General features: G+C 46.2%; 16 protein-coding genes and 9 pseudogenes. 17 read left to right on the top strand and 8 right to left on the bottom strand.

Annotated features, from left to right (window positions below; translation table 11 throughout):
• Positions 1-20: 20 nt before the first annotated feature.
• The 4 genes and pseudogenes from JCM17102_RS28175 to JCM17102_RS28165 form a co-directional block, all read left to right on the top strand.
• Positions 21-1339, top strand: a pseudogene (locus tag JCM17102_RS28175) (TraM recognition domain-containing protein); the annotation flags it as partial.
• Between the two features lie 214 nt (positions 1340-1553).
• Positions 1554-1817 (top strand): hypothetical protein, encoded by a 264-nt coding sequence (locus JCM17102_RS17285; protein ID WP_025076061.1) that lies wholly within the window; start codon positions 1554-1556, stop codon positions 1815-1817.
• A gap of 11 nt (positions 1818-1828) precedes the next feature.
• Positions 1829-2085, top strand: a pseudogene (locus tag JCM17102_RS28170) (DUF6926 domain-containing protein).
• An 11-nt stretch (positions 2086-2096) separates the two neighbouring features.
• Positions 2097-2650 (top strand): annotated as a pseudogene (locus tag JCM17102_RS28165) (DUF4326 domain-containing protein).
• Here the strand turns inward: JCM17102_RS28165 and JCM17102_RS30985 are convergent.
• The 6 genes and pseudogenes from JCM17102_RS30985 to JCM17102_RS31890 all read right to left on the bottom strand — a co-directional run bounded on the left by JCM17102_RS30985 (position 2637) and on the right by JCM17102_RS31890 (position 8450).
• Entirely contained in the window at positions 2637-2915 is a 279-nt protein-coding gene (locus tag JCM17102_RS30985) for a hypothetical protein (protein ID WP_175551324.1), read from the bottom strand. The pseudogene JCM17102_RS28165 and the gene JCM17102_RS30985 overlap by 14 nt on opposite strands.
• 171 nt (positions 2916-3086) lie before the next feature.
• Positions 3087-3977: a GTP pyrophosphokinase gene (locus tag JCM17102_RS17265; RefSeq protein ID WP_025076059.1), complete on the bottom strand. Its 891-nt coding sequence runs from the start codon at positions 3975-3977 to the stop codon at positions 3087-3089.
• Entirely contained in the window at positions 3974-6115 is a 2142-nt protein-coding gene (locus JCM17102_RS17260) for an NACHT domain-containing protein (protein WP_025076058.1), read from the bottom strand. The genes JCM17102_RS17265 and JCM17102_RS17260 overlap by 4 nt, the downstream gene beginning before the upstream one ends.
• A gap of 37 nt (positions 6116-6152) precedes the next feature.
• Positions 6153-6946 (bottom strand): annotated as a pseudogene (locus tag JCM17102_RS28160) (nucleotidyl transferase AbiEii/AbiGii toxin family protein).
• Positions 6943-7746: a type IV toxin-antitoxin system AbiEi family antitoxin domain-containing protein gene (locus JCM17102_RS17250; protein WP_005680449.1), complete on the bottom strand. Its 804-nt coding sequence runs from the start codon at positions 7744-7746 to the stop codon at positions 6943-6945. The pseudogene JCM17102_RS28160 and the gene JCM17102_RS17250 overlap by 4 nt, the downstream one beginning before the upstream one ends.
• 503 nt (positions 7747-8249) lie before the next feature.
• A complete protein-coding gene (locus JCM17102_RS31890; RefSeq protein ID WP_025076057.1) occupies positions 8250-8450 on the bottom strand; it encodes a hypothetical protein in 201 nt (66 codons plus the stop codon).
• Between the two features lie 72 nt (positions 8451-8522).
• On the opposite strand from JCM17102_RS31890, the gene JCM17102_RS17240 reads away from it, so the two are divergent.
• The 11 genes and pseudogenes from JCM17102_RS17240 to JCM17102_RS28145 all read left to right on the top strand — a co-directional run bounded on the left by JCM17102_RS17240 (position 8523) and on the right by JCM17102_RS28145 (position 17690).
• Complete coding sequence (locus JCM17102_RS17240) at positions 8523-10289, top strand: DUF3945 domain-containing protein (RefSeq protein WP_025076056.1); 1767 nt, start codon at positions 8523-8525, stop codon at positions 10287-10289.
• 42 nt (positions 10290-10331) lie between these two features.
• The gene (locus tag JCM17102_RS17235) at positions 10332-10595 is read left to right on the top strand and encodes a DUF4099 domain-containing protein (protein ID WP_025076055.1); all 264 of its coding nucleotides are present in this window, start codon (positions 10332-10334) and stop codon (positions 10593-10595) included.
• Positions 10596-10692: 97 nt separating this feature from the next.
• Positions 10693-12786, top strand: a pseudogene (locus JCM17102_RS28155) (type IA DNA topoisomerase).
• A gap of 200 nt (positions 12787-12986) precedes the next feature.
• Positions 12987-13223: a hypothetical protein gene (locus tag JCM17102_RS31885; protein ID WP_073349658.1), complete on the top strand. Its 237-nt coding sequence runs from the start codon at positions 12987-12989 to the stop codon at positions 13221-13223.
• Between the two features lie 92 nt (positions 13224-13315).
• On the top strand, positions 13316-13540 hold the full coding sequence (locus JCM17102_RS30735) for a hypothetical protein (protein ID WP_025076053.1): 225 nt from the start codon (positions 13316-13318) through the stop codon (positions 13538-13540).
• 49 nt (positions 13541-13589) lie between these two features.
• Positions 13590-13807: pseudogene (locus JCM17102_RS29915) on the top strand (hypothetical protein).
• Between the two features lie 37 nt (positions 13808-13844).
• Positions 13845-14833 (top strand): annotated as a pseudogene (locus JCM17102_RS28150) (PRTRC system protein E).
• A gap of 4 nt (positions 14834-14837) precedes the next feature.
• Entirely contained in the window at positions 14838-15059 is a 222-nt protein-coding gene (locus JCM17102_RS17210) for a PRTRC system protein C (protein ID WP_025076052.1), read from the top strand.
• A gap of 35 nt (positions 15060-15094) precedes the next feature.
• A complete protein-coding gene (locus JCM17102_RS17205) occupies positions 15095-16183 on the top strand; it encodes a hypothetical protein (RefSeq protein WP_025076051.1) in 1089 nt (362 codons plus the stop codon).
• 3 nt (positions 16184-16186) lie between these two features.
• Positions 16187-16906 carry a prokaryotic E2 ligase family D protein gene (locus tag JCM17102_RS17200; protein ID WP_025076050.1) on the top strand — a complete coding sequence of 240 codons (720 nt, stop codon included), beginning with the start codon at positions 16187-16189 and terminating at the stop codon, positions 16904-16906.
• Positions 16903-17690: pseudogene (locus JCM17102_RS28145) on the top strand (PRTRC system ThiF family protein). The gene JCM17102_RS17200 and the pseudogene JCM17102_RS28145 overlap by 4 nt, the downstream one beginning before the upstream one ends.
• Positions 17691-17715: 25 nt before the next feature.
• Here JCM17102_RS28145 and JCM17102_RS17190 read toward each other — a convergent pair.
• On the bottom strand, positions 17716-17928 hold the full coding sequence (locus JCM17102_RS17190) for a hypothetical protein (protein ID WP_025076049.1): 213 nt from the start codon (positions 17926-17928) through the stop codon (positions 17716-17718).
• Positions 17929-17949: 21 nt separating this feature from the next.
• Positions 17950-18330 carry a hypothetical protein gene (locus tag JCM17102_RS17185; RefSeq protein WP_148302074.1) on the bottom strand — a complete coding sequence of 127 codons (381 nt, stop codon included), beginning with the start codon at positions 18328-18330 and terminating at the stop codon, positions 17950-17952.
• A 48-nt stretch (positions 18331-18378) separates the two neighbouring features.
• On the opposite strand from JCM17102_RS17185, the pseudogene JCM17102_RS31880 reads away from it, so the two are divergent.
• Positions 18379-19132: pseudogene (locus JCM17102_RS31880) on the top strand (type IV secretory system conjugative DNA transfer family protein); the annotation flags it as partial.
• A 51-nt stretch (positions 19133-19183) separates the two neighbouring features.
• Complete coding sequence (locus tag JCM17102_RS17170; RefSeq protein WP_025076046.1) at positions 19184-20395, top strand: tyrosine-type recombinase/integrase; 1212 nt, start codon at positions 19184-19186, stop codon at positions 20393-20395.
• Positions 20396-20644 lie beyond the last annotated feature (249 nt).

The following is a 20644-nucleotide window of genomic DNA, read 5'->3' as shown; positions in this document are numbered from 1 at the left end:
GTCGGCTACTTAGCCTACATTATAAATTTGATGACCTCTCGGTCATTGCCTATAATGAACTGCTCAAAAACCTTGACAAATACAAGACTAAGCCGGAATTTTATGTCATCAATTTCGATGACCCTCGACGCTCGCACAGGTGCAATCCCATCAATCCCAAATTCATGGTGGATATCAGCGACGCCTACGAAAGTGCCTACACGATAATGCTCAATTTGAACAAAACCTGGATACAGAAACAAGGCGATTTCTTCGTGGAATCTCCGATTATCCTGCTTGCAGCGATTATCTGGTATTTGCGCATTTATCAGGACGGCAAGTATTGCACCTTTCCCCACGCGATAGAATTTCTTAACAAACCGTATGCCGATATTTTCACGATTTTGACCTCATATCCCTCTTTGGAAAACTACCTTTCCCCCTTTATGGACGCATGGCAATCCGGAGCCCAAGATCAGCTCCAGGGCCAGATAGCGAGCGCGAAAATCCCGCTTTCAAGGATGATTTCACCGCAGCTTTACTGGGTCATGACGGGGGATGATTTTACCCTTGACCTTAACAATCCGGAACACCCGAAAGTCCTTTGTGTGGGAAACAATCCGGACAGACAGAATATCTACTCGGCCGCATTGGGACTGTACAATTCACGTATCGTAAAGTTAGTAAACAAAAAAGGACAGCTGAAATCTTCCATCATCATAGATGAATTACCAACGATATATTTTCGCGGCATCGACAACCTGATAGCCACCGCCCGAAGCAACAAGGTGGCGGTCTGTCTCGGATTTCAGGATTTCTCGCAGCTGACCCGTGACTACGGTGACAAGGAAGCGAAGGTAATCCAAAATACGGTCGGTAACATCTTCAGCGGCCAGGTGGTTGGCGAAACCGCCAAGAACCTGTCGGAACGCTTCGGTAAGATACTCCAACAGAGGCAATCCATATCCATCAACCGGCAGGACACATCCACTTCCATCAACACACAGCTGGACTCGCTGATACCGGCATCCAAAATCGCCAATCTCTCGCAGGCACATTCGTGGGCAGCGTGGCGGACAACTTCGGGGAGGAGATAGACCAGAAGATTTTCCACGCCCGTATCATCGTCGATAACGAGAAGGTTGCCGCAGAAACCAAAGCCTACAGGAAGATACCGGTCATCAACGAGTTCAAAGATGCCGACGGCAACGACATCATGCAGCAGCAGATAGACCGCAACTATTCACGTATCAAGGCGGACGTGCTGCAAATAATTGAAGATGAAATGGAACGCATCAAGACCGATCCTGATTTACAGCACCTGATACCCAAAGAAGACGGTGAGAAGAAAGAGGAATAGGATACCGCTGTTTTATTTCAGCCTGCAAAGTTCGTCCCGTGCCTTGTGGATTGAGCAAGGCCGGGCCCTTCGGGTTTCGTGGAAAAATCATCCTCGCTGCGCTTGCGGTATTTTTCCCGAAAGCCTTGCACAATCCGACACGGAACGGCGGGGCAGGCAAGAAATAAAATACCGGCTCGACGAGCCGCAGATGTCTAACTCAAAAACGAAAGATATGAGCAGAAGCAACTTCACACCTATGGGACGGTTCAATAAGATAATTGACCGTTACGGACTGAAACTGATGGAGGTGGGAACCAATCACCTGAGAATATTCGCGGACAACAAGAAACTGTTCGATTATTATCCGTTACGGATGAAACTCTTCGATTACCGGCAGTGGAAACAGCTTACCTATCCCTCGCTGATTGACGGAACGGACAAGTGGGAAACAGAGCTTGACGGCATTATCAAAGAACTTATGGTATCACAGCAATAAACAGCAGGACTATGAATGGCAACAACAGTAAGACGCTCGTTTGGGACAACATTCCCGAATGGGCGCTTTTTTCATTGGAGTACGGCACCCGGAGGAACTGTTCCTGTCTGATGAGGACAAGAAAATAATAACCAAGTTCATCGCCGAAAACTTTCCGAACGGCTACACCATGTCGGTGGATTGGGAGTCATACAAGGAATTTGACACCAATCCCGCTTTCGGGAAAGCATGTAAGACCTACAAGGTCACTTTCATAACGGAATCATAACTAAAAATCAAATGAGTATGGCAGATAACAGGAAACATACAAGGGTAGTGAATATCCGTAAGGAGGCATACGATGTGTATATCGGTCGTGCCGGTAAAGGGCAAGACAGGTATTTCGGTAATCCGTTCAGGCTGAAGCAGGACATGGTCCGGGGCGGGACACTGGCCGGATTCCGCGAATATTTTTACAGGAGGCTGGTGAACGATGCGGAATACAGGCGCAGGGTTCATGAGTTGCAGGGAAAGACTCTGGGATGCTTCTGCAAACCGCATCCGTGTCATGGGGATATTATCAAGGAATACCTTGACAGGATGGCCGGGCGTGGCGAAGACATAGAGATCGGTACAATTTTCAACAAAGGCAAGGCATACCCGTCGCGTGAGATTACGACCGGCATGGAAACCTATACGATATCGGTGGAGGAGCTGGGACATGAACTGGAAAATGACATGCGAAACCTTTTGAACGAAGCTGTCGAACAGGACAGAATATCCGTTACTATTGTACCGACGAAGAACTATGCACGTTGACCGACAGGGAAATGGATAAGATTATATACGGATAGACAACAGACTGATATGGAAACACCTATTAAGGTAGTGTTCAGACGGTTCAAGGAAGGCGGGGTAATCGCTCTCTTTCCATATATACCGTGGAACGAATCCGAAAATACAATCACATCCTACATGCATGCGGGACAGCATGGCGCAGCCGATTACAAGGGAATCATCTCCGGGACACTGCCCGCGACGGAAAAAGAATACAGGAGCCTGCTGGTAGAACTGAAATCCATCGGATACGGCAATCTGCATGTATTGGAACGGGCTCATGCAAGACAGAAGTTTTTCTTATAATTCTACTAAAGCAGACCGGATGAATCTTTTGCCGTAGTCATGGAACCGTTCCACGGATGGAGCATACATATGTAAAAAAGTAAGACCATAAAAAGCACCATTTTTGTTTATTTGAGTGAGTAAAAATGGTGCTAATATCAACTACTGCTATAATTCACCAAACATTATATCCATATCTCGTTTCAAAACTTTATCTTCAAAATTCGCTAATATTTTATCTTTTACAATAATATGATTGATAAGATGTAACACAGTATCATAAGTGAGAGGGTATGCAAAGCCTTTTTCCATTACTAATTTCAATATTTTGGTTCTATTTGCACGATACAATAATTTTGCAGTTTTATTATTGTTTGACAAATATTTACAAAGTTCTTCTGACAAACCTTTATCAGCAAAACGAACTCTCATCTTATTGCGTAACATACTATTCCAAACTTTATTTTTATACTGGGAATATGAAAGTCTGTCAAATAATGTAAGCATTGACCATTCACTACTTTCCAAGGTAGCATAAATTCCGTTCAGAAGTCTGGATTCCTCTTTAAATTCATTCCACTCTTCTTTACATTTATAACGTAAATCATGTTCAACTTCGTGCCAACCTTCCGATAAAATAGTTCTGATTTGAACTTCATAAGTGTTATCAATTAAATCTTCATAACCAGTTTCTTTTATTGCCGCTTTCATATCTTGCTGAAGATTATTTGGAACACGCATAATTAAATTTAGTCTTTTGGGACAGAATTTATCAACTTCGGCTTCATCAACAGATTCACTGTCAAAATTGGACTGACTTTTTAGATAGTTGTGAACAAGTTCTACATCATCCGTAAAATACAAAGTAATACGAAGAGCCAATAAATCTTGCATCTTCTTGTTGACTTTACGATATTCTTCAGATTTTTTCTCAAGTTTATTTTTAATTGACATTTCTGACTTAGTACGATAAAACACATGGTACATTACGCCACATTTGTTCAAAACAGCCTCCAAATCTGTAACTATATCCCTCAAAACTTTATTTCCTGCACTCATACTTGTATGTTCTTATGATAATATGCAATACCTGATTTTGAAATGTGCGAATTATTCCCGTCAATCAGAATCATTCCTTTTTTCTTTAATAATTCAAAAGTTGCAAAAACGACATCCAAATTCTTTTCTCCAAATTCTTTTCTAAGGGTAGAGATATACCTCATTTTGGGAGATTTTCCATCAACTTTAAAATACTTGCTAAGTATTTCAATCTCTAGATCTATATCTTCTTGTTTCTGCAAAACAGAAGATGTCGTAACTTTTACCAAAGAAGATATAAAGCCAGTGTTATAGTCATCGCATCCATAACAATGAATATTGTTAGAACCAGAAGACAAATCACTATTCACATCACAATCAATAAATTTGCATCCTGTAAATGTAACATTGTAAAAAGCGTTTGCATCAAAAGTGCATCTCTCAAAAACAGAATCGACAAACGAAGTTTCTACAAACTTACATTCTTCACTAAGGATATTAATATCTTCAAAATGAAAAGAATTCAATCCTGCACATTTATAATTACCTGTTACTTTCTTTAAAAGAATGCAATCTGTGGTAACAGCCAAATACAAAGACATTTTATCTTTTATAACGGAAAACTTATCCCATAATTTTAATTTATCATCATTGGAAGAATATTTGTATGCGTAAATTGCCAGTTCGATTAGATGCTCAGGTATAGGGTTAAGTTTTTGCAAAAATGTGACAGGTTCTTTCTGAATTGATTTTCCGAGCAAATACCCAAAAATAAATTCATTGATAAAAGTTATAAAATCTTTATTCCCTGTTCTATCTAATAGGGCATGATTTGTAAGTGTGTCAGCAAGTTCATCCAAAGTTTGTTTTGTCGGTGTCAACTCTTTATAATACAAAAGACGAGACTTGTTATATTCTATAATCAGTTCTTTGACGAAACTTCTATTTTCACCAGTTATATCAAAATCAACAAAAGATTTGGCTAAATTTTCAAATATCTGCATTTGGTCTTCCCAACGAATAATAAGATTTTGCCTTTCTTTTTCCCGATTCAGTAGATATTCAAAATATTTATCCGTAATCGTTTCTGGATAAACCAATAAATCACTAAAATCCTCCTTGCTTATATTTCGTAAATAAGTTAGTAGAACAGGATTTGAAATATTATCCAAAGGAACATTCTTTCCAATGATTTCCTCATAACGTTCTGTTGAAAGCCATTGCTTAATATTGGGTTTCTCTAATTGAAATCTGATAACATCAAAGTTTCCATTGTAAGAATCAACCCAATCTCCAAATTCAGCACCTGCAAATATTGCAGTTTTTCTAGAGGTAAGAATAATCTTAGCTTCATCTGTCAACAAATCTCCTATGGTAGAAAGCATTGTTTCAACTTGCTCAAATTCATTCAATTGTCCAGCCTTTCCATTGTCTATGTTTTTGGACAGTAATTCGTCAAACCCATCAATAATAAGAGGGATTTTCCCTTTTTTTATATTGTAAACAACTAATTCCTGTTTAGCAGTCGTATCCTTCTCTTTGTCAATTTCAGACCAAAGAATATATTTAAACTGCTTTGCATCCCTATTTCTTGACAATTCTGTAAAAATGGGCTTTTGATATTCACTATTATCTAAAAATGATTTATATACTTCGTATGCTGTACAGGTCTTACCAAATCCAGCAGCTGCTTCTACCACTACAAGATGTGCCCCCTTTCTATTGATTGCTTCTTTAATTGCAGAAATGATATCTGAAGTTCCACTAACAGTATCTTCCGCACCTTCACTATATATAGAATATGGCATACTGATATACTGATACTTAATACCACAATTACAATAATGTTTTACTTGATTAGCAGCAAATTCTGTATATCTTCTATTTATATCATTTGCAGTAGTTTGTGTATTAAAGAACCCCTTAAATAAATAACTTTCTGCTTGTTCAATCGATTTGAACCTTTGTTGTTTTGCATGATATCCCAATTTGGAGTAACGATCAAGTATCGGAGTAGCATCAATATCATCGTCCATTATTTGGATTTCTGCTCCATGGTACATACCTTGATTCAGCAAATACACCCTATATGATGCGGTTCTTTCTTTTACATCATATCCGTACTCTTGGAAAAGGCAATCTAAATGATCCACGTTCATATAACCTATTATTTTGTCCTATCTGATAATATTATATTTATTTCCGCATTCGTTCTATCAATTTTTCCAAAACAAGTTCATAACCCAATCGTGGATTAAATTCTCTATCCGGACGGATAAGATTCTGAGTGTCACCTAAAAAATCAGGATCTAACATTTTTTCTTCCATATTGTTAATGAACTGTTTGTAAGTAGGTGGTTGTTGCACAACAAACGACATATAACGGTTGTAGCAACGTAATATTTCATTGATATCCACAACCGCTTCCGACAGTGCAACATACAAATCAAAAAGGTCGCGGCCTTTTTTCTTTGATACAATGCTCTTAATTTTGTTCCCAGCAATTCATTCAAACGATATGTGGTTATCTCACATTTTCCTGAGAACCAGCTATTCTCCACCTCAAATGGAACTTTAACCAATCCCAATTCGTTGAAATGTTCAAAACAATTTATCTCTATTTTCAAACGTAAGGGGATTGTCGGGGGGATTTCCGACTCCATACGAAATAACATCGTGTTGTTATATCGCTTTTGTTTTGTAACCCTATCAGGCAAAAAACTTAAGACTTCACCTAGCTTGAACATGATTGGTTTTATCGGTCCCGGTGTGATTTGTACTAAATCAATATCTTCACTATATCTAGGCTGTGGCGACAGATATAATTTATGAAGTGCGGTTCCTCCTCTGAACGCAAGCTGTGAAGCAAGGAATTTATCACTGAAAATAGCGACTAATGCACGAGAGATAATAAGGTCTTGTTCTACTTGTGCATTATCATTCCAAGGAACAATCTTATTCCATTGGGTAATGGCTGTTCTGTTTATCATATTTCGTCTGTTTCTATTATCGAATTTATATAAACTTTCCAACGAGTATTCTTTTCTGCATTCTCATCAGTTTTGTGTGTACTAAGGGGAATATATCTAAAACGCTTGACATATGTCAATAATTCAGAATGTAACACTTCTGCAATCTCTTTCTGTTCTAAAATATCATCCAATATATATCCCAATCGTTGGATAGTAGCGATTGATGTATAGTTAAATAAGTTATCGGAAGCTTTACGAAAATCAAGTTTTTCTGCTAATTCATCCAAAATGGTCGCTGCCCTTGAGAGGCCACCGATATATTGTTCATAGTGTACAATATCAATGGCTGTCAATTCAGCATTTGAATAGTATATCACTCCTGTCTCAGAATTCTTGAACAATAAAAAATCAGATGGAATCTCCTTGCGATATCCCCAAACAAGCGAATTATTCTTTGATGAAGAGACGGAAGACTTTGGGAATACCGTCATTACAGAAAACTTCTGTGGCCGTTGATGAGCTGCACCCAAAATTTCTGCGGCATTCAATAAACAGATATAATATGGTTTATTCAGATACGACATCAATTGATCAATGTAATATATTGGAGGAACCATCCTTTTTGCTGCATACTGAGGAGGAATTATGACATAAAAGCCTTTATACACAGGACATAAGATGCCTTGTTTTGATAATCGGAATAATTCATTCTTGATGACTTGCTCCGAATAATCAGGAAATGTTTGCCTTACATCATCAACCGAAAAAGTTGGAAAGCCACCAATTTCCCTATCTCTAATCCATTCTCTTATTGTCATAGCGAGCGCTTTTAGTGCAAAGGTAATCAAAATCTGATTACTTCTGCACTTTTTTAGCGCACTTTTATCATCAAGGTGTCTTATTCCATATTCCTCTATAAAAATCCATCATAAGCACGCTTCGCTTGACAAGTCCCTTCAAGAAGATAACTCGGAGGACGATACCTTCCACGTTCGGGCCTCCAGTTTTCGGGCAAAAAATTCCCTGCGGTAATTTTTCACCCGAAAAAACGTTCCGGTATCGCCGTCCGAGTTGTGGAGACGGTCGGGACTTAGCAAGCGAAGCGACCTACGACGCATAGGACAAGATAAAAAACAATCTGACGGCGGTATTTTGCCGTGCTTGATGTCCCAATGGATTACGCTGTCAACACATCTCCCATACAAAATCTTCTTCCTGTCTTATAGAGCGGCACAAGGAAGCGGGGACTAAAGACAGCTCGCTCCCAACTCTGCATAATACAGTTTTCTCCTTGTCGGTTTCGTGCCGTTCCAGCCGTTTTCTACCGTTCCCTCTTTCCGGTCTGCTTTTTTCTTGTTTGGGGCTTACCTTTCGTGTGTTCCCGCTCTCTTCCTCCTATTGGATACAGTGCTTTTGCCATACTTTTTCCTTTGACTTTCCCGTTTTTCTGCCTCACGCTTTCCCTCCTGCGGTGAAACAGGATGACATCCGATGAAATAGATGGTGCAACGTACTGAAACATAGTGATTTATCAAATTCGTGCCTATATATTTGCAGAGACAACAACAGTTATCAACGTTAAAAAATCAAAGTTATGGCAAAGAAAAACGTGAGGGACGAGCCCCTCAAACCGCAGGTCACCGAGAACGAGCAGATGAGTGACATCATCCTTATCCTCGACAAGATGGAGCTACTCCTCCAGGCGGTCAGCAAACTCGACAAGGACGGCAGGCACGAAACAGTGCCGGCGGACAGGAAGTACCGCAATTCCTTCCTCAAGATCGACCGCTACGCCAGCATGTTCGAGAATTTCCTGAAGAACTTCTGGAGTCAGTTCAAGGACCCGACACGTTTCGGCATCCTCTCCGTCAAGGAGAAAGCACTGGACGACCCGAAAGTGCGGCAGGCCATCGAAGACCTCGCTGCCGGAAAAAAGACAGACGCGGTGGAAGAATTCCTCAAGCAGTACGAGATTGTCCCCCGCGACAAGGAAAACCAAAGTATCAACCATCAAAATCAAGAAGAAATGGCAAAAGAAAATGAAACACAGCAGCAGGCCGCCCAAGGTGGAGGCACGCAGCAACAGCCCCAGTACCGCTACAACGAGTCCATGATCAACTGGGAACAGCTAAAGAACTTCGGGCTCTCCCGTGAGGAACTTCAGGAACGGGGGCTGCTCGACCAGATGCTCAGGGGCTACAAGACCAACCAGGTAGTGCCCATCAGCATGAACTTCGGCTCTGCCGTATTACGTACCGACGCGAGGCTCTCGTTCCAGCAGTCCCGGGCTGGAGACATCGTACTGGGCATCCACGGTATCCGGCAGAAACCCGACCTCGACCGTCCCTATTTCGGACACATCTTCTCTGACGAGGACAAGAAGAACCTGCTTGAGACGGGCAACATGGGGCGTGTCGTGGAACTGAAAAACCGCAATGGCGAGTATGTCCCCTCTTTCGTCAGCATCGACAAGCTGACCAACGAGGTGGTGGCGATGAAAGCCGAGAATGTCTTCATACCACGTGAAATCAATGGGGTGAAACTGACCGAACAGGAACAGAACGACCTGCGTGAAGGAAAGAAAATATTCATCGAAGGAATGACAGCCAGATCGGGCAATCCGTTCGACGCCCACATCCAGGTCAATGCCGAGCGCAGGGGCGTGGAGTTCATCTTCGAGAACGACAAACTCTTCAACCGGCAGTATCTGGGAGGCGTGGAACTGACCAAGAAACAGATCGATGATTTGAACGGGGGTAAGGCCATTTTCGTGGAGGGCATGAAGCGCAAGGATGGGGAACTGTTCTCCTCCTACGTGAAGCTTGACGAGGCGACAGGCCGCCCGTCCTACACCCGCTACAACCCCGACTCCCCTGAAGGCGCACGGGAAATCTACATCCCGAATGAAATCAACGGCGTGAAGGTCACTCCCGAGGAACAGCAGCAGCTCCGCGAGGGCAAGGTCATCTTCCTCAACAGCATGGTCAACCGCAGGGGTGAGGAGTTCTCCTCGTTCATCAAGGCAGACCTCGAAACGGGCCGTCTGAGCTACTCGCGCACCCCGGACGGTTTCGACCAGCGCGAGGAGTTCAAGATACCGGCCAAGGTATGGGACGTGGAGCTTACCCGCAAGCAGCGTGCCGACCTCCAAAGCGGCAAGGCGGTACTGGTCGAGGGCATCAAGGGGTATGACGGCAAGACCATCTCGCAGTACGTCAAGGCGAACTTCAACCAGGGACGGCTGGACTTCTACAACGAGAATCCCGACCGCAGACGCGACGCCTCGCAGCGCAACGTGGTGTCCGCCACACAAAGACAGGGAGAGGAAAACCGTCAATCCAGGGGCGCGGGCATAGCCTGAGGGTCAAAGCAAAACGAATGTTGAATCCAAAAAAATCAGAACATGGAAATGAACAAGGAAAACAACACGCCTTTCAAGGCGGAAGACGTGAACTGGGACGAGCTGGCCGCCATCGGCATCCTGAAGGACGAGCTGGAAATGGCCGGGGAGCTCGATACGCTGCTCAGCGGTAAGAAAACGAACGTGGTATCGCTCAGTCTGGTGCTGCTCGGCGTGGACGTGGTGATGGACGCCACGCTTCAGCTGGTACGCAAGGACGGTGACCCGCTGCTCGAAATCCTCGGCATCAAGCCCGTGGGAGAGTAACTCCACCTTTATAATTATGTAAACCGAATGTATAACCGCCGTTTCCCGTCCCTCCGCACGTCGGCAAGCGGGAAACGGCTTAATTCTTATCCGAATCATGATAGCAATCATAGCAGAAAAACCGAGTGTCGGTCAGGAGATAGCCCGTGTGGTCGGGGCTACAGAGAAAAAGGACGGCTACATAACAGGAAACGGCTACATGGTGACATGGGCGCTGGGACATCTGGTTTCGCTGGCATTGCCGGGGACATACGGCTACACGAGAACCACCGCCGAAGACCTTCCGATGATTCCCGAACCGTTCCGTCTTGTGGAACGGCAGATACGCACGGACAGGGGCATGGTGACGGACATCACCGTCGGCAGGCAGCTCAAGGTCATCGACGGGGTGTTCTCCGAATGTGACAGCATCATCGTGGCGACCGATGCCGGGCGCGAGGGGGAACTCATCTTCCGGTGGATATATTCCTACCTGGCTGTACCAAACCTTTCAAACGCCTGTGGATCTCCTCGCTTACCGACGAGGCCATCCGAAAGGGGATGGCGGGCCTCAGGGAAGGATACGAATACGACAGCCTCTATGCGGCTGCGGACAGCAGGGCGAAGGCGGACTGGCTGGTGGGCATGAACGCCAGCCGCGCGTTGGCGGCAGCCTCCGGTTCGGCGAACAACTCCATCGGACGGGTACAGACCCCGACCCTCGCCATGATATGCGCGCGCTTCAAGGAGAACCGCAACTTCGTCTCCACACCATACTGGCAGCTTCATATCACGCTGAAGCAGGGAGAGGCGCACCGGCTGTTCATCCATCCGGAGCACTTCGGGGATAAGGAAGCGGCGGAAACGGCATACGGACGCCTCACTCCCGGCTCGGCGGTGACAATCACCAAAGCGGAACGCGATACGGTTTTCCAGCAGGCCCCGCTTCTGTACGACCTGACCTCCCTTCAGAAGGACTGCAACATCCACCACGACCTCCCGGCGGACAAGACACTTTCCATCGCCCAGTCCCTGTACGAGAAGAAACTGGTCTCGTACCCGAGAACGGGCAGCCGGTACATACCCGAAGATGTCATGGCGCATATACCGCCTTGCTGGAAAAAATCATTGCCATGCCCCGGTTCAGGGAATACGGACGGACTTTCGACCTTTCCGGCCTGAACACCCGGAGCGTGGATGCCACGAAAGTGACCGACCACCATGCCCTGATCATCACGGGCATCGTTCCCGAAGGCTGTCCGAGGCAGAAGCGGTTGTTTATGAGATGATAGCCGGAAGGATGCTGGAAGCTTTCTCGCCACGCTGTGAGAAAGAGTCACTGAAGATGGAGTGCGTGTGCGAGGGGATGGATTTCCGTTCACAATCCACCGTCATCGTCATTCCCGGCTGGCGTGCCGTGTTCTCCCGGAAGGAAGACCGGGAAAAGGACGAACCGGAAGCTGGCGGAGGGACGGCGGTGTTTGCCGAAGGTGAGGAAATCCCGGTCATGGGGCACGGACTGGCCCAAAAGAAAACCATGCCCAGACCTCTTTACACGGACGCCACGTTGCTCAGTGTCATGGAGAACTGCGGTAAGGAAATCGCTGACGAACAGGCACGGGAAGCGGTGAAGGAGCTGGGTATAGGCACGCCCGCTACCCGTGCAGCCATCATCACGACCCTTTTCAAGCGTGACTATATCGAACGTTCCGGCAAGAGCATCCGCCCGACGGAAAAGGGGCTTTACCTCTACGAGTCAGTAAAGGGCATGATGGTGGCCGACGCCGAACTGACCGGCACATGGGAGAAGGCACTGGCACAGATAGAGGAGCACACCCTCGATCCGGAAAGCTTCATGCTCTCCATCCGGGAATACACAGGAAAAGTAACCGGTGAGATATTGCGCCTCAAATTCCCGGAACCGTCGTCACGCGCCTTTACCTGCCCCAAGTGCGGGACGGGTAACGTGGTGGTGAAATCCAAGGTGGCCAAATGCGACCGCGAAGGGTGCGGGTTGCTGGTATTCCGCCGTTTCCTGAACAAGGAACTGACCGACCAGCATCTGGAACAGCTCTTCTCTTCCGGCTCCACCAGGCTGATCAAGGGGCTCAAGGGCAAGAAAGGGGTCTCTTTCGACGCCACGGTAGCCTTTGACACGGACTTCAACCTAAAACTCTCGTTCCCCAAGCCCAAGGGCGGGAAAGGGAAATAGCACACTGCCATTCCAATTCAAGGGCAAAGGTAGCGGAACCGCCCGTTTCCACCCGCAAGGTCGAGCCTTGCAGGTTTCGGGGAAAATCATCCTCACTTACGTTCCGGTATTTTCCCCGAAAACCTTGCCGGTGGAGGCGGTCCGCTTTCCGGCCCCTGAAATTGGAAATGACATGTTTCACCCATTAATAATATACGGTCATGAAAACAAGGGAATGTATCGAAAAACTCAGGACAGCCAAATGGATAAGGATGATAGCCTTAGGTATTGTCGCCTTCATCGTGTTCAACTATCTCTACTCAAGAGGAATATCGCCCGTATGGGCGGCAGTCGCCATCGTGTGTTTCAAGGGATTCTTCAGGTTCCTCTACAAAGTCGCCTGCCTGCTGGTAGCGGCGGCGATACTTTTCTGCATTCTCAGCTATTTGGTTTTCTAAAGATATAGGCATATGAAGCGGATATACCATACTGGTTCAAATATCACCTTGCAGAACAGAGCTGTCCTATCGGGCGGCTCTTTTTGTATCCCATGCCTTATGGAAATGAGAATGACGAGGACACGAATGGAAAAGACAGGGAAGAACATACAGCCATTGACAGACCGAAGAACTACAGGGCAAAGTTGGCAAACGCTTCTTTTCGGACGGCAAGGCCGGGCCCTTCGGGTTTCGCGGAAAAATCATCCTCGCTGCGCTCCGGTATTTTTCCCGAAAGCCTTGCCTTTCCGGAAGCGTTTGCCGTAAAGCCCTTGTAGTTCAACGGGCTGCCAAAGCCCGAGTATTCACAATTAAAATTATAAAGTCATGAATCAAGCAATCATCTCAAGACCGCCGATGGCACCGGTGCAGATGCCAATGCCCCTAACAAGAAAAAAAAAGACAGTGGAGCCAAAGCCCGCAATCAAGTTCCCGTCAAGAGGGCCGGCCGGACCGGTACACATCTCCACACTGCTGAATCCTATCCTGGAAATATGCCACCATCCGACAGGGACAGGCTACTGGCAGAGTTCTTCAACAGGTAGAAAGAGTACGATTATTCACACTTTAATTATTACAGTTATGTTTTTTACAGCAATCAACCAGATGATGACCGAGAGCGTGGACCTCACGATAGTCATCCGCAAAGCGAACGGACAATTGGCAGTATCCACACTGCCGAAGTCAAACGGGCTGAAGGACGAGGCCCAGAACCACATCGTGCCCCTGACAGTCAGCGGGATGCCGGAGGAACTGGACGTGGAATTCCTGCAAGTCGTCGCCCGGCCGATACAGAAGGCGGCGGGACTGATCACCAACATGGCGCAGTTCGAGGCGCAGACGGAGAAGGCCGCTGCCGACAGCAAGGCGGCAAAGGATAGCAAGGCCAAAGAAACGAAAGAGGAGAAGGAGAAACGCGAGAAGTACGAGAAGCATCTCAAGAAAGCAGAGGAACTGATCGCTGCGGGGAATCATAAGGATGCCGTGACGACTCTCGGCCAGGCACGCCTCTATGCAAAGCCGCAGGATCAGAAGAAGATTGACGGAATGGTGGAGGAGCAGAAGAAAGCGATGAACAAGGGCAGCCTGTTCGAGCTGATGGATGAACCGGCACCGCAACCGCAGCCACAGCAACCTATGGCGGCAACGGCACAACAGCCACAGCAATCGCAAGCACAGCCACAACCTATGGCAGCTCCCATGCAGCAACCACCCTATCCGTCGCAGCCTCAGGTCCCGAGACCATGGCAGGACAACCGCAACGGCCCGTGGCGACACAGCCACCGCAACAGCCTTCGATGTGGGCACCGCAGCAACCGCCGCAAAGACCGGTTCCACCCCGGCCGCAATATGCCGGACAACAGCCGATGGCATCACAGGCTCCGCAGCCTTCATATGGGAGACAGCATGACGCATATTGGCAGGAGCAGGTGCAGCAGAGGGAGGACCTGAATCCGTATTACCTTACCGGACAGGAGGAACCGACCTACCGTCCGGAGGACTACGAGGAATATCCCGATTTCCCCCAATCCATGTTAGAACCCCATGTTTCACATTATCAAACAGTTTAAGACTATGGCACTCGAAATCACAGGAATGGCACGTTCGTTCACGTTCAAGAAAGGCAGCGGGATGGTCACGCTCGATGATCCCAATCCGTCAGACAACCCCGAAATGGTCATGAGTTATTACTCCAACTTCTACCCGGAGCTGACCACGGCGACGGTACACGGACCGGTCATCAAGGATGACAAGGCGGTGTACGAGTTCAAGACCACCATCGGAACAAAAGGATAGGCAATTATGAACAAGGATAATAAAAAGAAGAAATCATGTGTACCATTGGACGAGCGTCAATTAGATCAACTGATAAGGCTCATTATCACCCAGACAGAGCGGAATGTACGGCATGGCGTGAACAGGGAAGAACGGATTGCGGCTCCAAGCGGGGCCGTAATTCTTTTCTGAACACATCATTTGTGTCGCTGGCTCCCAAAAGACTTGTCGTGGAATGCCATGACGGTTTCCAATGGAATAAAGTTAACGTAATCACGCGGGAAAACTACGAATTCCTGCGTGATTCGTATTTCAGGTATGCCCTGTTATTGGAGAAAGAGGCGGTACATACTCCGGGAAACAGTATTGGGGAAGGGATTGCTAACCTGTACGACGAGATAAACGAGCTTATCGGGGACGAGATGAATGTAAATATCGAACAAGAGAACGGCAGGCTTTTTTTCCGCTTGTGGAGATATCACCAGTGGGGAAGTTACACGCTGTATTATTTCCCGGTGAAATTCGTGGAGTCGCTCAATCCCACACTCAGGCGGATCTCCATTACATTTATCCATAACCTGATGCGGGCAAACGGCATCTGCTTGTTTTTGGATGACGATGAGACGGAGTTTATGTTTGACTTGCTCGCGGAAGAAGACGGAAGCGATCCTCAGGACCGGAAAGATCACATGAAATTGTTGGATTCCTATCAGGAGGGAAAAATCAACAGGCTGCTGAGACGGGTAGACTTCAAATCCTATTACAAGAACCTGCCAAGGGCAATCGAGAACTACACTCCGCAAAACGGGTTTGAACAGCTTTTGCTCGATGTGATGAAGGGAGGCCTTCCATTCCTGGCACCGGAACGCGGTATCATGCAATACGGATACGACGCTTACTATTCGGAAAGTCCGGATTTCCACCCGATGTATCTGGAACAGCAAATAAGGGTCGTATATGATCTCGGTGACATTGTAACCGATTATCTCACCGATTCTTACAATTCCAACAGCCGGGAGACCTACGACATCGTTCCCGCAACCTTCCGAGACTTGTCTCCTGACACGGATGAATTGTTCCGGATGGACAACTACCCGGAGGGGTTCTTCCGGTGGGCGGATAAATTTATAAACGTAATATGTTAGAATATGATAGAGACAAACGAACTTACAAGAAAGTTGAGAACGCTACTCCATCCCAGGGCGGCGTTGATAGCCTATACCCAAGAACAAGACATTCCCAGTGCAGGTGAAAACTGCTGTTTTCTTGAAGTAAGGGAGATTGATGATAGTGGAAAAATGGGCGAAGGCCATCCGGTAACGGTGGAATTCATGAACGAGCTGGTGCGGGGGTATTCCGAAAGACACAGCGCCACGCCATACGGGAAGATACCTTCCAACCTGCTGTGGTGCGACCCGCGAAAAGGTAGCGAGAGGTACATCTGGTACAACCCACCCCGGAAACGGATGATGTTCTTCATGCGGTCCCTCCAAATAGAGAACGCGGAATACAACCTGCCGGGAGTAATCTATGAGGCCGGAGAACTGGGAATGAGGATCTATGCCTACAAAGACAAGGAACTGAAAGCGGATTCGGCACTCTATGCGGCTCCGTTCTTCAATGTGACCGGGGCAAGCGTTTGCTTGGGGAATGCAAAAATAGACAGACCGAAAGACCTGACATACACGAATCTGCTGGAGTACTGGGAGAAAAAGTTCTGGCTGACCGAGTTCTCCCATCTGGGCGCAAACGGCAATCCGACTCGATCCAACTTGGTTCTGGTGACAAAGGCTGCACGCAATACCGCTTTCGAGATGGAGGAATTGAAACCTTTGAATAATCTGAAACTAAAAGATATACTGAAATGAAAAGAGTACATTATACCGACAACTACCTGATGAACCCGCAGCATCCGGTCACGATAAACCTGATTGGCGCAGGCGGGACAGGATCGCAGGTGCTTACCTGCCTGGCACGGATGGACGTCACGCTCCGCGCACTCGGGCATCCCGGACTGTTCGTGACACTCTACGACCCCGACATCGTGATGGATGCAAATATCGGGCGGCAGCTCTTCGGACCGTCGGACTTGGAACTGAACAAGGCGCAATGCCTCATAACAAGGATAAACCACTTCTTCGGCAATGACTGGAAAGCGGAAGCAAGAAACTACCCGCCGGCAATGAAAGAGCTAAGGAGGATGATATGGCAAATATCACTATCACCTGCACGGACAATATCAAGTCCAGGCTGGATTTATGGGAGGTGCTGAAACATGTCCCTTCATCGGGTTACATGGACTATAGCACGCCGCTTTACTGGCTCGACTTCGGGAACACGCAGACCACCGGCCAGGCGGTGCTGGGTACAATCCCGAAAAAAATAAAACAGCCGGCATCACAGATTTATGAAACGGTAGCCTCCTTGAAGGTCATTACCCGTTTCGTGAAATACGCCCGGGTGAAGGAAACGGACTCCGGTCCGAGCTGCTCACTGGCGGAAGCATTGAGTAAACAAGACCTGTTCATTAACTCCACGCTGGCGCAACTCGGATGCGACATCCTTTGGAAAATGTTCCGTAACGGAATGATCGAGCACAACGGGCTATTCCTGAACCTGGAGACATTGAAGGTAAATCCGATAGGAGTATAAGGCTGGCAAGAGCTAATGACTGCTTTTATTTTTTCCTTTCCTGCAACGCTTTGCGGAGATTGTCCGAGGGTTGCAGAATCAGCTTTTTGCGGATATACGTCTGTGTGCTGGTGACAGCGCTCTCCTTCTCACTGAGCATCACACACGCCCCATTGAGCATCTTTTCTTGGAGAATCAGCAGGTATACTTCCTGTTCGGCGGCAGTCAGCTCCGGAAAAAACGTTTCCATTTCGAGCATACCGGCCTCTTGTAAAACAAGCTATTCCCTTACATTGGTGACGACATTCTGCTGCATATCTTCACCGACCATATTGAGCAGAGCTTTCGTCTTGTCAAAGCTCTGTCTCTCTGAGGATAGTTCGGTATACGCCCTGACCTGCTCCTTCTCTTGCCCTAACATATCAAAAAAACTTCCTCGTCCTTTTTCAGAAACGTGTTCTCCTTGCCCAAGAAGTGCTTTATATACCAAGCAACTACCTAAAAACATACCATGATAAAAATGACCAGGCCTCCCGAGGAAGTTGCCGTTCGACTCGTTTCCCGTTATCTGCATACAAGCCATGTACATGCCAATCCACAAAGGATGTAAGGTATATATTCTTGATAGGATATTGACGGTAAACAGTACTGTGTTTCCCACAATAAGTATCAAGTGGTATTTGTCCGGAGAATATGCATAGTACGCATTTTATTTACAGCGAACTACCCGAAGATGGAAAGCTTCATCGTGCGCTGAATGCCATTACCCTGAACCTGCTGGTGACACGGGTAAATATCGGGTTCGGTATGAACATTCCCGCAAGTATCATTGTTTACAAGGCACCTGCACTATACTTCCACAAAATAGACCGCCTGATCAGAGCTACCCGATGTAACGAGGTGTATGTAGCATTGGGCTTTCAGGAACTGCCACAGCCCGAAGCAGATTACGAGAACGTTGGGGTGCAGAAAATCATCAGCACCGTAGGCAATGTGGAAAGCGGCTCTACCTGGACCAAGAAAATATTGGAATGGTTGTCGAATGGCATTTTCGGCAAGATGATACAACTGAAACAGGAGGTGGCCATCGACCGGAGCAAGCCCCCATCAACCTGAACGGGAACATGGCAACCACCTTGTGGCGGCATCGAAAATATCGAATTTACCTATCAACAGAATTTGCGGTCAGGTGGCACGGGACTTCATGAAAACAAAAACCGATATGGGCGACAGCATGAACAATCAAGAAGCAGAAGAGTTTTAAACATCGAAGTTCTACTGCAAAACGTTTCCCAACATGGAGGAAATTGAAAAGGAAAAATCGGAATATGTGCCTTTGCCGAAATTCTATACTTTCACCTCCAGGAAGAAACGTGAGTATCCTTTACCGAAAATTCGGGCAAGACATGAAAGAAATGATAAAGGATATAGTAAATAAAAAGAGTGCAAGACGAACATTATGAGCGGTTTTCGTTTTTTATTGAAGCCGTATTATAACTTTAAATGTATTTAATATGGCAACTGTAAAAATTAAATTCCGTCCTTCTTCCGTCAATGCGAAAGAAGGGATTCTGTTTTATCAAGTGATTCATAACCGGGTGGCAAGACAGATAAATACCGGGTGCAAAATCTATCCCGCGGAGTGGGACAACCTTTCCTCCCGTGTGGTCATACCGCCGAGAACCGAGGAGAGCCGGTGCCACTATCTGCATTCTCTGGAAAACCGCATCAAGGAAGATACCACACGGCTGAGATATATCCTGGCGAGACTTGACCGTACTGACAAGGACTATAGCGCGGATAAGGTCGTGGAACTTTTTTTTATTTCTCCCGAAGACGGAGGCTTCATATCGTTTTGCCAAAATCTTATCAACCAACTGAAACAAATCGGAAAGGTATGCACGGCAGAAACCTATGCAACCTCACTCAACAGTTTTATACGATTCCGGGGTGATCGAGGAGATATCCCACTTGGCGAGGTGGACACCGACCTGATGGCGGAATACGAAGTCTATTTGAAATCCAACGGTATATGCCCGAACAGTTCATCCTATTATATGAGAAATCTTCGGGCTATGTATAACCGTGCGGTGGAAAAGGAACTGGTCGTACAACGAAGCCCGTTCAAGTACGTATATACAGGGATAGACAAGACCGTGAAACGGGCCGTATCTGCAAAAGTCATCCGCCAGATACGAGACCTGGATCTGGTTTTGTACCCACTCATGGACTATGCAAGGGATATTTTCATGTTCAGCTTCTATACTCGCGGCATGTCGTTTATAGACATGGCTTACCTAAAAAAGGAAGACTTGAAAAACGGTATCCTGTCATATCGTCGGCAAAAGACCAAGCAACAACTGCTTATCAAATGGGAACAACCCATGCAGGATATTATTGACAAATATGATACTTCAGGTACTCCTTATCTGTTACCTATCATCAAAGACACCGGAAAAGATGAGAGGCGACAATATAAGAGTGCAGAACACCTGATAAACAGTAAATTGAAAAAAATAGGGATACAACTGGGATTGGAGATTCCATTGACAACATACGTCGCAAGACACGGATGGGCCAACATTGCCAAAAGCAAAAATGTTCCCATTTCCACTATCAGTGAAGCAATGGGACATGACTCGGAAAGTACCACTCGCATTTATCTGGCCTCGTTGGACACTTCCGTAATAGACAAAGCAAACAGCCTTGTAATCAAATCTTTATAGCATATAATCCACTTATGTCATAAACTGTAGAATAAGCTTTTATTCTACAGTTTATGACCTTTGTCTATATAATACCAAAGATATAATCTGCCCAAATATCTAAATCTGACCGATATACTTACCCAACGAAAAAAACAAGATGAATTATCAGAAAGAATATATGTTTTACATATTGGGCTAAGCCTTGTTTTGGAAAAAACAACAACAAAAAGATACTACAAATAACTATGGAAAGTTGAGGAAAAACTT

Origin of the sequence: Bacteroides faecichinchillae JCM 17102, from assembly GCF_000614145.1 — a bacterium.
Taxonomy (GTDB): domain Bacteria; phylum Bacteroidota; class Bacteroidia; order Bacteroidales; family Bacteroidaceae; genus Bacteroides; species Bacteroides faecichinchillae.
The sequence above is the reverse complement of the archived record's forward strand: the minus strand, read 5'-3'. Positions and strand labels throughout refer to the sequence as shown.

Bases quoted from the DNA above. Each gene is read 5' to 3' on its own strand.
- JCM17102_RS30985 (WP_175551324.1), bottom strand. From the start codon at position 2,915: ATGAGCCCGTTCCAATACATGCAGATTGCCGTATCCGATGGATTTCAG.
- JCM17102_RS17205 (WP_025076051.1), top strand. From the start codon at position 15,095: ATGTGTACCATTGGACGAGCGTCAATTAGATCAACTGATAAGGCTCAT.
- JCM17102_RS17260 (WP_025076058.1), bottom strand. From the start codon at position 6,115: ATGAACGTGGATCATTTAGATTGCCTTTTCCAAGAGTACGGATATGAT.
- JCM17102_RS30735 (WP_025076053.1), top strand. From the start codon at position 13,316: ATGCCTTATGGAAATGAGAATGACGAGGACACGAATGGAAAAGACAGG.
- JCM17102_RS31890 (WP_025076057.1), bottom strand. From the start codon at position 8,450: ATGTTTCAGTACGTTGCACCATCTATTTCATCGGATGTCATCCTGTTT.
- JCM17102_RS31885 (WP_073349658.1), top strand. From the start codon at position 12,987: ATGAAAACAAGGGAATGTATCGAAAAACTCAGGACAGCCAAATGGATA.
- JCM17102_RS17190 (WP_025076049.1), bottom strand. From the start codon at position 17,928: ATGCTCGAAATGGAAACGTTTTTTCCGGAGCTGACTGCCGCCGAACAG.
- JCM17102_RS17210 (WP_025076052.1), top strand. From the start codon at position 14,838: ATGGCACTCGAAATCACAGGAATGGCACGTTCGTTCACGTTCAAGAAA.
- JCM17102_RS17235 (WP_025076055.1), top strand. From the start codon at position 10,332: ATGGAAATGAACAAGGAAAACAACACGCCTTTCAAGGCGGAAGACGTG.
- JCM17102_RS17200 (WP_025076050.1), top strand. From the start codon at position 16,187: ATGATAGAGACAAACGAACTTACAAGAAAGTTGAGAACGCTACTCCAT.
- JCM17102_RS17250 (WP_005680449.1), bottom strand. From the start codon at position 7,746: ATGACAATAAGAGAATGGATTAGAGATAGGGAAATTGGTGGCTTTCCA.
- JCM17102_RS17240 (WP_025076056.1), top strand. From the start codon at position 8,523: ATGGCAAAGAAAAACGTGAGGGACGAGCCCCTCAAACCGCAGGTCACC.
- JCM17102_RS17285 (WP_025076061.1), top strand. From the start codon at position 1,554: ATGAGCAGAAGCAACTTCACACCTATGGGACGGTTCAATAAGATAATT.
- JCM17102_RS17170 (WP_025076046.1), top strand. From the start codon at position 19,184: ATGGCAACTGTAAAAATTAAATTCCGTCCTTCTTCCGTCAATGCGAAA.
- JCM17102_RS17265 (WP_025076059.1), bottom strand. From the start codon at position 3,977: ATGAGTGCAGGAAATAAAGTTTTGAGGGATATAGTTACAGATTTGGAG.